General features: G+C 61.6%; 10 protein-coding genes and 1 pseudogene. 9 read left to right on the top strand and 2 right to left on the bottom strand.

Annotated features, from left to right (window positions below):
• Positions 1-261: 261 nt before the first annotated feature.
• From ACI2KB_RS01210 to ACI2KB_RS01170, 9 genes and pseudogenes are all read left to right on the top strand, one after another.
• The gene (locus tag ACI2KB_RS01210; RefSeq protein WP_404630592.1) at positions 262-462 is read left to right on the top strand and encodes an MbtH family protein; all 201 of its coding nucleotides are present in this window, start codon (positions 262-264) and stop codon (positions 460-462) included.
• 46 nt (positions 463-508) lie between these two features.
• On the top strand, positions 509-1495 hold the full coding sequence (locus ACI2KB_RS01205; RefSeq protein WP_404631700.1) for a TauD/TfdA family dioxygenase: 987 nt from the start codon (positions 509-511) through the stop codon (positions 1493-1495).
• Positions 1496-1506: 11 nt separating this feature from the next.
• Positions 1507-2340: a formyltransferase family protein gene (locus ACI2KB_RS01200; protein WP_404630590.1), complete on the top strand. Its 834-nt coding sequence runs from the start codon at positions 1507-1509 to the stop codon at positions 2338-2340.
• Positions 2341-2382: 42 nt separating this feature from the next.
• Positions 2383-3135, top strand: coding sequence for a siderophore-iron reductase FhuF (gene fhuF / locus ACI2KB_RS01195; RefSeq protein ID WP_404630588.1), 753 nt, complete (start codon positions 2383-2385; stop codon positions 3133-3135).
• A 146-nt stretch (positions 3136-3281) separates the two neighbouring features.
• Positions 3282-4106, top strand: a pseudogene (locus ACI2KB_RS01190) (cache domain-containing protein); the annotation flags it as partial.
• Between the two features lie 15 nt (positions 4107-4121).
• Positions 4122-4964 (top strand): methyl-accepting chemotaxis protein, encoded by an 843-nt coding sequence (locus tag ACI2KB_RS01185; protein WP_404631698.1) that lies wholly within the window; start codon positions 4122-4124, stop codon positions 4962-4964.
• Positions 4965-5166: 202 nt separating this feature from the next.
• Entirely contained in the window at positions 5167-5916 is a 750-nt protein-coding gene (locus ACI2KB_RS01180; protein WP_404630586.1) for a gluconate 2-dehydrogenase subunit 3 family protein, read from the top strand.
• A gap of 2 nt (positions 5917-5918) precedes the next feature.
• Positions 5919-7694, top strand: coding sequence for a GMC family oxidoreductase (locus tag ACI2KB_RS01175; RefSeq protein ID WP_404630584.1), 1776 nt, complete (start codon positions 5919-5921; stop codon positions 7692-7694).
• A 12-nt stretch (positions 7695-7706) separates the two neighbouring features.
• On the top strand, positions 7707-9056 hold the full coding sequence (locus ACI2KB_RS01170) for a c-type cytochrome (RefSeq protein ID WP_404630582.1): 1350 nt from the start codon (positions 7707-7709) through the stop codon (positions 9054-9056).
• A gap of 136 nt (positions 9057-9192) precedes the next feature.
• Here the strand turns inward: ACI2KB_RS01170 and ACI2KB_RS01165 are convergent, their stop codons facing one another.
• Both ACI2KB_RS01165 and ACI2KB_RS01160 read right to left on the bottom strand, forming a co-directional pair.
• The gene (locus ACI2KB_RS01165; protein ID WP_404630580.1) at positions 9193-10026 is read right to left on the bottom strand and encodes an oxidoreductase; all 834 of its coding nucleotides are present in this window, start codon (positions 10024-10026) and stop codon (positions 9193-9195) included.
• 268 nt (positions 10027-10294) lie between these two features.
• Entirely contained in the window at positions 10295-11620 is a 1326-nt protein-coding gene (locus tag ACI2KB_RS01160) for an MFS transporter (protein ID WP_404631696.1), read from the bottom strand.
• Between the last annotated feature and the right edge of the window lie 487 nt (positions 11621-12107).

Below are 12107 nucleotides of genomic sequence, written 5' to 3'. Positions count from 1 at the left end.
CGTCGGAACGCCGCCCGCACCAAGGCGGCTCCCACAGGTTCAGCGTCGAACTGAAAATTTGGATTCGACGCGACTTTTGTGGAAGACGGCTTGCTGGCGAATGGGCATGAGCGGCGTTCCGACAAAAGCACTTGGCCACAGATCACCAGACCCCCTCAATCCGGATTTTTAGCAGAATCACTAATCATCCCCGCCCCTCATTCGTCTTCTAGATAAGGCCCCGTGCTGCACCGGGCGAATCAACATGACGAGGTTTTGCACATGAGTTTTGACGGCGAAAACACCCAGTTCCGCGTAGTCATCAACCACGAAGAACAGTACTCCATCTGGCCCGATTACAAGGCCATCCCCGAAGGCTGGAAAAGCGTCGGTGTCGAAGGCGACAAACAAACCTGCCTCAACTACATCGAAGCCACCTGGACTGACATGCGTCCCCTGAGCCTGCGCAAGGCCATGGCCTGATTCATCTCTCATTTTTCAACGCTTGCGGAGCGTCTTGCCCATGAACATGCGCATGCTTACGCCACAACAACTGCACCTCGAAACCGGCTTCCCGCTGCGCGTCTATCCCGGCCAGCCGGGCGCCACGCTGGCGGCTGAGTTCGTCACCCTGCGCGGCGTCGTCGACCAGTGCCTGGAACGCGATGGCGCGATTCTGTTCAGCGGTTTCGACAGCGATGGCGTCGAAGGCTTTCAGCGGTTTGCCGCTGCGTTCGGCCATCCGCTGCTCAACTATGAATTCGGCTCGACCCCGCGCAGCAAGGTCGACGGCAAGGGGGTGTACACCTCCACCGAATACCCCGCACACCGCTCGATTCCGCTGCACAACGAACAGGCCTACACCACCGAATGGCCGATGCGCATCTGGTTCTACTGCGCCAAAGCGGCGGCCAGCGGCGGCGAAACGCCAATTGCCGATAGCCGCGAAGTGTTCCGTCGCATCAACCCAACGCTGCGCAAACGCTTCGAAGAGAAGCGTCTGATGTACGTGCGCAACTACGGCAACGGTCTGGACCTGACCTGGGAACAGGTGTTCAACACCGAGCGCCACAGTGACGTCGAAGACTACTGCCGCAAGCGGGGCATTCAGTGCGAATGGAACGAAGACGGCGACCTGCGCACCCGCCAACTGGTACAAGGCGTGGCTCAACACCCGCGCACCCAGGACTGGGTCTGGTTCAATCAGGCGCATCTGTTCCACCTTTCCAACCTTGACCCGGAAATGCAGGAGATCCTGCTGGACACCGTGGGCGAGGAGGGTCTGCCGCGCAACGTCTATTACGGCGATGGCAGCCCGCTGGAAGAGGACGCGCTGGCGGAAATCCGCGGCGTGCTCAATGAATGTGAAGTGGTGTTCCCCTGGAACACCGGCGACGTCCTGATGCTCGACAACATGCTCACCGCCCACTCGCGCAAGCCGTTCAGTGGTGAACGCAAAGTGGTCGTGGCGATGGCCGAAGGCGTCAGCGGCGAGACGCTGCTCAATACCCCATGAGTTCGAAACCCATGCAAAAAACCAAGCTTGTGTACGTCTGGTCGCTGCGTAACGGCGCCGCTGACAAGGCCGGCCAGTACGTCGATTACCACGGCGAAAAGCGCTACATGAAATCGCCACTGGAGCATCTGGTTCAGGCGCTCAACGACACGCCGCTGGGCGATCATTACTCGCTGGAAGGCGTCATTTTCGACGACAACCCCGAGTCGGCCCGGGACCGCGAGAGCATCAAGGAATACGGCTTCGGTCCGGGGCAGGGCGAGCACTGGCTCTACCCGGCGGACCTGAAAGTGCAGGGCCGTCTGGTCACTGACCTACTGGAAAACGTGCCGTCGACTTACCGTGCGCTGCCACTGGGCGACAGCCAGCGGCCAGCGGGCAAGTCGGATTTCGAGCGTCGTCTGGGCGAGCGTCTGCACGCGCTGGAAGCCGAAGTCGTGGTGCTCGACGGTCTGTTGGTGATCCTCGACGAACTGGTGCGTCCGGGGGCGGATTTCCATCGCCGCATCGTCAATATTCATCCGGGCATCACTCGCCTGGAATCGCCGTACGAACGGCGAGGCGCCTATGCCACTCTCGATGCGCTCTATGGCGCCAAGGGCAAGAAGGTGATCGACTGGACGACCCGCGAAACCGTCGACATCCCGGTGGTGGACATGACCGGCGCGTCGTTCCATTACGTCGACAACGGCATCGATTCCGGCGAAGTGATCTTCGACGTGCTCGACACGCCAATCGCCCCGGACGACACCATCCTTGAACTGCGCTGGAACAACTTCAACAACAGCCTGTTCCCGGCGCTGGAGCAGGGCCTGTGGGTGCTGGCGCGGCGTCAGCCTCATTGACATCGCCTGCGCCTGGACGGCGTCAGCCGGGGGAGTAGCCTCGTGATCCCCGCGCTGGCGCCGTTGTTCATTGCCGACTTCGCCCATTACCGCGACGTGTTCGTGCTCGATGACGACTTGCGTCCGGGCATGCCGCTGCGCGCCTTCTTGACCCCCGAAACCTTCGATGACGTCCTGACCCGGTTCGCCGCGCAATACCCCGCCAGCGACCGGCGTGGTCTGGCCTCGATCTGGACCCAGTATTACTTCATCAAACTGATTCCCCCGGTGGTCGCCGCTTCGCTGATCCTTGATTACCGGTTGCCCGTTCAGCTCGATCACCTGCAACTGGTGCTCGACGAAAACGCCATGCCCGTGGCGTTCAAACTCCCCGGTCCGGGCGCGCACTGGGCATCCAAACCCCTCGACACCTTTCAGCGCTTCAACGACCTGCTCGAAGGCCATCTGCGGCCTTTCATCGACAGCGTTGCCGAGCTGTCTCGCGTCTCCCCGAAAGTGCTGTGGAGCAACGCGGGCAACTACTTCGAATGGCTGCTGGGTGTGCTCACCAGTGCTCTGCCTCACGCGGACCTGCGCCACGGCCACGGGCTGATCAACGCCTTGAATCTGCCCGACGGCACCCGCAATCCGCTGTACCAGCCAGTGCGCTACTTAAAGGTGGACGGCCAAGCCGAATTGAAACGCCAGCGTCGCATCTGCTGCGTGCGTTATCGGGTGGGCGGGTTGGAGGTCTGCGGGAACTGCCCGTTGGCTGAAAGACCGGGGCGCAAGCGCTCCGCGTCGGTGCGCAAGTAAAAAAATTCTGAGCGCGAACCCCTGTATTCACAGTAGGTGAAACGATACAGCCAAATAATTGGCGTCAAATTGCCATCAAAATATTTCAAGATGTACGATCACCGGCCGATAGGGAATGACCACACGACCAGGAGGTGATTCGTCTCATGAAGCTTACCGTGAAGAGCAAACTGCTCTGTTTGGCCATCATCCCCGCGTTGCTCTTTGCCCTGATTCTCAGTGGCGTGGCAGCGTGGATGTTGCAGAGCAGCGCTGTTCAGGAAATGAAGGACACCCGCGAGCAACTGGTGGAGCGCAATCGCCAGGTGCTGAAGAACTACGTCGACGTGGCACTGACCACGATCAAGCCACTGCACGATGCCTCCGCCCAGGGTGACATGGCTGCGCGGGACAAGGCGCTGGAACTGCTCAAGCCGATGAAGTATGGCGACGACGGATACTTCTTCGGCTACGACACCAAGGGTGTGCGGGTTTTCCGTGGTGACAGCCCGGCAGGCATCGGCAAAAGCTTCTGGGACACTCGCGACCCCGATGGCTCCTACCACTACCAGACCTTTGTCGAGGTCGCCAAAAACGGCAAGCATTACATCGACTACGCCGCCCCCAAGCCGGGTGACGAAGCGGTGCAGGTGCCCAAGCTCGGTTACACCGTGTACCTCGACAAGTGGAACATGGTGCTTGGCAGTGCCATCAACATGGACGACATCGACGCGGCCATGGTGCTGGAGCAGCAGGCCGTCACCCGGCGTATGCGGGGGATTCTCGTCAGCGTGTTCGTCGTGACCCTCGTTCTGTTGCTGGTGACCGCTGCCGCCGGGATCTGGACCGCTAATGGCATCGTGCGTCCGTTGCGCATTCTCAAGACCAATCTGGATGACATCGCGGCCGGTGATGGAGACCTCACTCACCGTCTGGTCGTGACCAGCCGTGACGAGTTGGGCGACCTGGCCACCTCGTTCAACCTGTTCGTCGACAAGATTCACGCCATGGTCCGCCAGATCGCCCAGATGACCCGCGACCTCGCAGGCCTGGTGGAGCAAGCCACGCAACAGACCCTGCGTTCCGAACAGGCCATGCAGCGTCAACGTGAAGAGACCGATCAGGTGGCCACGGCCATTCACGAAATGTCGGCGGCGGCGCAAGAAGTGGCCCTTTCTGCACAACGTGCCGCCGAAGCCGCATCGGAAACCGATCAGCAAGGTCAGGCCGCGCGCAAGGTCGTGGGCAACAGCATCACCGGCATGAGTTCGCTGGTGGAGGACATCCGTCTGAGCGGCACCAGCCTGGACAGCCTGCAACAGGACGTGCGCTCCATCGTGTCGGTGCTCGACGTGATTCGCTCGATTGCCGAGCAGACCAACCTGCTGGCGCTCAACGCCGCCATCGAAGCGGCCCGTGCCGGTAAAGCCGGTCGCGGGTTCGCGGTGGTCGCGGACGAAGTGCGGGCGCTGGCCAGTCGCACGCAGCAAAGCACCCAGGAAATTCAGGGCATGATCACCCGCCTTGAAACCGGCACTCATGCCTCGGTCGCGGCCATGCGCCGTTCCACCGAAGCGGGCGAGGGCGCCAACCAGCAGACCAACGAAGTCGGTGTGTCGCTGGATTCCATCTCGGGCCTCATCGGCACCATCAACGCGATGAACGCGCAGATCGCCAGCGCCGCCGAAGAGCAGACCTCCGTGGCCGAAGAGATCAACCGCAGCGTGCACCAGATCGCCGGTGCCGTGGAAAACCTCGCCGAAGAAACCGAACAGAGCGCGCGCACCATGCGTGACGTCTCGGCACTGGGTGGCAACCTCAGCGCGTTGGTCGGGCAGTTCAAGATTTGATGAATCGTTTAACCCGATCTCACGGGTAGTCCCCAGGGTCGGAAGCTGTTTTAGTAACGCCCGAATGCTTAGCTTGGTAATGATTAGCTGGCAATCAATCGCCGATGCTTTCCCCGAATGAATGGAAAGTGTCGGTGAGCCATAAAAAGAAAACACAAGAAAAACGAAGCACACCCGTGTTCAGTCTCAGGAGAAGTGAACGATGTACGATGACGACACCTCCCCGGCGCGTCGCGATTTTCTACGCAAATCGTTAACGCTAATTCCCGTCGTAACACTGGCCAGTACCGGCCTTCCTTCCAGCACCTTCGCCCAGACCCCGGCCAGCGATGCCGCCCCCCAACCTTCCGCCGTTACGCCGCTCTCGGCAGGCGATTACAAACCCACGTTTTTCACCCCGCAAGAATGGGCGTTCGTGATCGCCGCCTGTGACCGGCTGATTCCGTCCGACCACGTCGGCCCGGGCGCCGTCGAGCTGGGCGTTCCGGAGTTTCTCGACCGCCACATGCAGACCCCTTACGCCAACGGCGGTATCTGGTACATGCAGGGGCCGTTTCTGGAGGCCGCGCCCGAGTTTGGCTATCAGGGCCGTCTGAATCTCAAGGAAACCCTGCGTATCGGCATCAAGGCCATGGACGCGTACAGCAAGAAAACCTTCTCCGGCAAAGCATTCGCCGAGCTGAGCACCGCGCAACAGGAAGACCTGCTCAAGTCCGCCGAGAGCGGCAAGCTGGCGCTGGAGGACATCTCCTCGAAGCTGTTTTTCAGCAACCTGCTCAACGAAGTGCGCAACGGCTATTTCGCCGACCCGTCCCATGGCGGCAACAAAAACATGGGCGCGTGGAAGATGATCGGCTACCCCGGCATGCGCGCCGATTACATGGACTGGGTCACCGTGCGCGACAAACCATACCCGTTCCCACCTGTTGATCTGGCCGGACGGAGGGGCTGAATATGGCGAACGCAAAACCGAAAGTGGACGCCGTGATCGTCGGCATGGGCTGGACGGGTGCGATTCTGGCCAAGGAACTGACCGATGCCGGTCTCAATGTAGTGGTGTTGGAGCGCGGCGCGGACCGCGACACGCAACCGGATTTCGCCTACCCGAAAGTGGTGGATGAACTGGAAGGTTCGGTGCATCGCCGCTACCTGCAAAGCCTGGCGCAAGAAACCGTGACCGCGCGACACAACCTCACCTCGACCGCTGTGCCGTATCGGCAAATGGGCTCGTTCAAGCCGGGCACCGGCGTGGGCGGTGCGGGCAGTCACTGGTCGGGCTGCCATTTCCGTGCGCTGCCGGAAGACTTCAAACTGCGCAGTAACGTCGAGCAGCGCTACGGCGCGACATTCATCCCGCAGGACATGACCATTCAGGATTTCCCGGTTACCTATGAAGACCTGGAGCCGCACTTCGATCACTTCGAATACGTCTGCGGCACCTCGGGCAAGGCCGGGGTCATCAAGGGCGTGAAGCAGGTCGGCGGCAACCCGTTCGAAGGTTCCCGCTCGCGGGAATTCCCGCTGGGTCCGAACCCCAATTACCTCGGCGCCGAGCTGTTCTACAAAGGCGCCCGCGAGATGGGCTGGGACCCGTATCCGATCCCGGCGTCCAACGCTTCGGGGCCATACGTCAACCCGTACGGCTGTCAGATGGGGCCGTGCAACGCCTGTGGTTTTTGTAGCGACTACGGCTGCCTGAACTATTCCAAGGCCAGCCCCAACATCAGCATTCTGCCGGTGCTGCGTCAGCGTAAGAACTTCGAACTGCGCACCCATGCGCAGGTGCTCAAAGTCAATCTGGACAGCGACGGCAAGAAAGCCACCGGCGTGACTTACCTTGACGCTCAGGGGCGTGAAGTCGTGCAAGAAGCCGACCTGGTGCTGCTCTGCGCGTTCTCGCTGTACAACGTGCACCTGATGCTGCTGTCCGGGATCGGCAAGCCTTACGACCCGCAGACCGGCGAAGGCACCGTGGGCCGCAACTACTCCTATCAGAACCTCAACCGCGTGGTGCTGTTTTTCAACAAAGACATACAGGCCAATCAGTTCATCGGTATCGGTGGCGCGGGCACGACCATGGACAACCTCAACGGCAACCAACTGGACAACGCCAAGGCCGGCTTCGTTGGCGGCGGCATCGTCTGGGCGCGTCAACCGGGGGCAGGTCCGGTACGCGGCATCAACGTGCCGCCGGGCACGCCGAACTGGGGCACTGCGTGGAAACAGGCGGCCAGTGAAGCGTTCCGCCACTCGTTCTATTTCGAAGTGCAAGGCGCATGCATGTCGTACAAACAGCATTACCTGAGCCTCGACCCGACCTATAAAGACGGCTTCGGTCGTCCGCTGCTGCGCATGACCTTCGACTGGCACGACAACGAGATCAAGGCCTCGCAGTTCCTCGTCGGCAAGGCCATGGAGATGTCGAAGATTCTCAACCCGACTGCCCTGTCCGGCGACGCCAAGAAGCCGGGCGAGCATTACAACATCACCAAGTACCAGAGCACCCACACCTGTGGCGGCGCGATCATGGGCAGCGATCCGAAAACCTCGGCGCTCAATCGCTACTTGCAAAGCTGGGACGTGCACAACGTGTTCGCCATCGGCGCCAACGCCTTCCCGCAGAACAACGGCTACAACCCGACCGGCATGGTCGGCGCGCTGGCGTACTGGTCGGCCAAGGCGATTCGCGAGCAGTACCTGAAAAACCCCGGCCCACTGGTTCAGGCATAAGGAGAGACGACCATGAAAAAGCTTCTCTCAGGCCTGTTCGTCATTGCCGTGGTTGTGCTGGGTGTGGTGTTGGGGGGCGCCTTCTGGCCGACTTCAACGCCAAAAATCGCGGCGGATACCTCAACCGATCAAGCGGCGTTGATCGAGAAAGGCCGCTACCTGGCCGACGCCGGGGATTGCACGGCCTGCCACACCGCCAAGGGTGGCAAGCCGTTTGCGGGTGGCCTGCCGATCGCCTCGCCGATTGGCACGCTGTACAGCAGCAACATCACCCCCGACAAGGCCTCCGGCATTGGCAGCTACACGCTGGATGACTTCGACCGCGCGCTGCGTCACGGTATCGCCGCCAACGGCAACAGCCTGTACCCGGCCATGCCGTATCCAGCCTATGCGCGCACCCGCGATGACGACGTACGGGCGCTGTATGCGTACTTCATGCACGGCGTCGCGCCGGTCTACGCCGAAAACCGCGCCAATGACGTGCCGTGGCCGTTGTCGATGCGTTGGCCGCTGGCGGTGTGGCGCAAGGTCTTCGCGCCTGCACCCGAAGCGGTGGCGTTCGACGCCTCGCGCTACAAGGATCCGCACGTGGCCCGCGGCGCCTATCTGGTGCAGGGCTTGGGGCATTGCGGCAGTTGTCACACACCTCGGGCGGTGACCTTGCAGGAGAAGGCGCTGGATGAGTCGGGTGAGGCGTTCCTGTCAGGCGGCCCCGTGATCGACGGCTGGCTGGCGGTGAACCTGCGCGGCAACCCGGCGGACGGGCTGGGCAACTGGAGCGCGGACGACATCGTGGCGACCCTGCGCAGCGCGCGCAGTGAAACCCACGCGGTGCTGGGCGGGGCGATGAGCGATGTGGTGGTGCACAGCACGCAACACCTCAACGACGCCGACCTTCAGGCCGTCGCGGCTTACCTGAAAACCTTGCCTGCGACGGCGCGTCAGGTCTCGACCTTCAAGGCTGATCCGGCGACCGCCAAAGCGCTGCAAGCGGGGCAGGAGGGCAGCCGGGGTGCCGAGCTGTACGTCGACAACTGCGCGGCTTGTCACCGCACCGACGGTCAGGGTTATCAGCGGGTGTTCCCGAAGATCGCGGGCAACTCGTCGGTGCTCTCGGAAGACCCGGTGTCGATGATTCGTCTGGTGCTGGCGGGCAGCAAACTGCCTGCGACGGCTACTGCGCCTTCGCAACTGGGCATGCCGGGTTTTGCCTGGCGGATGTCGGATGAAGAAGTGGCGCAACTGCTGACCTTCATTCGCAGCAGTTGGGGCAACCACGCCCCGGCGGTGAATGCCGGGCAAGTGGCGCAATTGCGGGCGACGTTGCCGAAGGCATCGCCAGCGGTCATTGCCAAGCCGTGATGTAAACACCCCTTGTGGGAGCCGGCTCGCTGGCGAAAGCGTCCATTCAGTCACCTCAATGTCGACTGAGCCAGCGCATTCGCCAGCAAGCCGGCTCCCACAGGTTTCGCGCACGGTTGACGAATTACAGTGCCAATCAAATATCCGTTGATTGGGTCACGTCTTCCCACGCGGTGATTTCTGCCTGCAACTGCGCCAACTTCTCGCGCACCAACTTCAACGCATCACTGCCCAACAACAAATGCGCAGGCGGGTTGTCGCTGGCGATCAGTTTCAGCATCGCATCCGCCGCCTTCACCGGATCCCCCGGCTGCTTGCCGCTGCGTTCCTCGCGGGCTTTGCGGATCGGGTCGAAGCTCTCGTCGTAATCAGCAATCTGCCGTGGCGAACGCTGCATCGAGCGGCCTGCCCAGTCAGTGCGGAAACCACCCGGTGCAACGGCGGTGACGAACACGTTGAACGGTTTCAACTCCTTGCCCAACGACTCGGAAATCCCTTCCAACGCAAACTTGCTGCCGTGGTAGAACGAGATGCCGGGCATGGTCATGAACCCGCCCATCGACGTGATGTTGATGATGTGGCCGCTGCGACGCTGACGGAACAGTGGCACGAAGGCCTTGGTGATCGCCACGGCACCGAACACGTTGACGTCGAACTGATGACGCAGCTCGTCCAGCGTCGATTCTTCGAACACCCCTTCGTGGCCGTAACCGGCGTTGTTGACCAACACGTCCACCGGGCCAAAAGCCGTGTCGACGTCGTTGACCACGTTGTCGATGGCGGCGAATTCTGTGACATCCAGCAGCACGCCATGGGCGCGACCCGGTGCCTGAGCTTCGAATGCCTCAATGGCCTGCTGATTACGCAAGGTGCCGATGACCTTGTGGTCCGCGGCCAGTGCCTGAGCGGCGAGGGCTTTGCCAAAGCCGCTGCTGACGCCAGTGATGAACAGGGTTTTTGTCGTGCTCATGTCGTTTTCCTCACGAAGCGTGATGCCGTTACTTGAAGCCCCCATGGTAGGAACTGCAGACCGGAAAACGATGGCCTGGTTCTACGCAATGCTTGCCTGATTCTGTCGGGAGGGTGCGTGCATCGAAGAGCTTCGGTCTGCCGTTGTTCGTGTGGGAGCCGGCTTGCTGGCGAAAGCGGTGGGTCAGTGACAGATGCTGCGCTTGAGGAACCTCATTCGCCAGCAAGCCGGCTCCCACAGGGTTTGGTGTCTGATGCCAGAATCTCATTCAGACAGAAGTATTCGCGGTGTTTTTCGTCACCAACCTCAACCCACTGGCAATACTGCCCACTGCCGCAAACCCCGCACCGATGCTCAACGCCAACACCGGCCCGTGCTCGCTGGAAATCCCGAAGCTCAACGCCACCAACGCCGCCCCCGTGGCCTGACCAATCAACCGAGCTGTGGCAATGGTGCCACTGGCGCCGCTGGCGCGGTGTTTCGGGGCGCTGGTCATCAGGGCTTTCTGGTTCGGCGCCTGGAAGAAACCAAAACCGATGCCACACAGAATCATCCGCGCGCCAATGGACAGCACGCTGGCGTCCGCAGGCATGGTCGCCAGCGAGATCATGCCGATGCACAGCATCGCCAGACCGATCCCGCCCAGCAGGCCCGGTGGGTAGCGGTCGGACAGGCGCCCGGCCACCGGCGCGATCATTGCCACGACCACCGACCATGGCGTCATCAGAAAGCCGGTCTGCACCGGATCACGGCCCAGCGTGGTTTCGAAGAAGAACGGCAGGGAGACGAAAGCCAAGCCTTGAGTGGCGAACGAGCAAAACGCGGTCAAGGCCGACAGGGCAAACATGGGCCGCCTGAGCAAATCCAGCGGAAACATCGGCGCCGGGTGCCCGGCTTCGCGTTTGAGCATCGCCGCGCCGCCCACCAGAAAGATCGCCAGCGCAATCAGCACGCTGGTCATCGAACCCAGTTGCGCGGCCTGGCTCAAGGCAAAGATCAGCGCGCCGAAGGTGATGACATTGAGGATCGCGGTCACGCGGTCGAAGGTCAGGCTGCCGGGTTTGGTCATCGGCAGGGAGTTCCAGGCGAACACCAGCGCGAACACGCCAATCGGCAGGTTGATCGCGAACAGCCATGGCCAGCTAGCGACCGACAGCACCAGCGACGCGATGGTCGGGCCGATGGAAAACGAAGTGCCGACCACCAGCGCATTCATGCCCAGGCCGCGGCCAAGGCGTTCATGGGGAAAGATCGAGCTGATCAGCCCGGCGTTCACGCTCATGATCGCGCTCGCTCCGATGCCTTGCAGCACGCGGGCGATGGTCAGGGTCGGCAGCGACCAGGAAAACGTGCACAGCGCTGAAGAGACCACGAACAGGATCAAGCCACCGAGGTACACCTTGCGTTGCCCCAACACCCCGCCCAATGCGGCGAACGGCAGCAGCGTGGCGACGGCGGCCAGTTGGTAGGCGTTGATGATCCATACCGAGGCCGCAGGCGAGGCGTTGAGATCGGCGGCGATGGCGGGCAGGGCGGTATTGGCGATGGCCGTGTCGAGGGTGGCCAGGGCGATGGACAGCAGAATCGCCACCATCCCGCGAAATTCGCGAGGGGTGAGCTTGTCGTTGACGCGCGGGGGATCTTGAGGGGTGGGTTGATTAGCGGGCTGGACCATTATCGACAACGCTCCGGGAAAGCAGCAGGCAGGTCTGCGTGGGCAGGCGAAAGGCTGATAGTGCCGGTTCGTTAGGGGGCTATGCAATGGGAAATGGGCTGATTTTGGCGGGCGAACGGAACCGTTTGGCGGGCAGTTGATTGTGGGAGCCGCCTTGCTGGCGAAAGCGTCGGACCCGTCACATCAACGCTGAATGACACAACGCTTTCGCCAGCAAGCCGGCTACCACAGTGATGCGTGTCGAACCATGGATGTTTGATTGGCGCCGATTCTGTGGGAGCCGCCTTGGTGGCGAAAGCGTCGGACCCGCCACATCAACGCTGAATGACACAACGCTTTCGCCAGCAAGCCGGCTACCACAGTGATGCGTGTCGAACCATGGATGTTTGATTGGCGCCGATTCTGT

This window comes from Pseudomonas sp. NPDC088444 (assembly GCF_044900175.1).
Taxonomy (GTDB): Bacteria; Pseudomonadota; Gammaproteobacteria; order Pseudomonadales; family Pseudomonadaceae; genus Aquipseudomonas.
This window is presented reverse-complemented; position numbering and strand designations above follow the sequence as displayed.

Excerpts from the sequence above, each read along its gene's own strand:
- ACI2KB_RS01200 (WP_404630590.1), top strand. The coding sequence starts at position 1,507 with ATGCAAAAAACCAAGCTTGTGTACGTCTGGTCGCTGCGTAACGGCGCC.
- ACI2KB_RS01205 (WP_404631700.1), top strand. The coding sequence starts at position 509 with ATGCGCATGCTTACGCCACAACAACTGCACCTCGAAACCGGCTTCCCG.
- ACI2KB_RS01185 (WP_404631698.1), top strand. The coding sequence starts at position 4,122 with ATGGTCCGCCAGATCGCCCAGATGACCCGCGACCTCGCAGGCCTGGTG.
- ACI2KB_RS01160 (WP_404631696.1), bottom strand. The coding sequence starts at position 11,620 with ATGGTGGCGATTCTGCTGTCCATCGCCCTGGCCACCCTCGACACGGCC.
- ACI2KB_RS01165 (WP_404630580.1), bottom strand. The coding sequence starts at position 10,026 with ATGAGCACGACAAAAACCCTGTTCATCACTGGCGTCAGCAGCGGCTTT.
- ACI2KB_RS01180 (WP_404630586.1), top strand. The coding sequence starts at position 5,167 with ATGTACGATGACGACACCTCCCCGGCGCGTCGCGATTTTCTACGCAAA.
- ACI2KB_RS01170 (WP_404630582.1), top strand. The coding sequence starts at position 7,707 with ATGAAAAAGCTTCTCTCAGGCCTGTTCGTCATTGCCGTGGTTGTGCTG.
- ACI2KB_RS01175 (WP_404630584.1), top strand. The coding sequence starts at position 5,919 with ATGGCGAACGCAAAACCGAAAGTGGACGCCGTGATCGTCGGCATGGGC.
- ACI2KB_RS01210 (WP_404630592.1), top strand. The coding sequence starts at position 262 with ATGAGTTTTGACGGCGAAAACACCCAGTTCCGCGTAGTCATCAACCAC.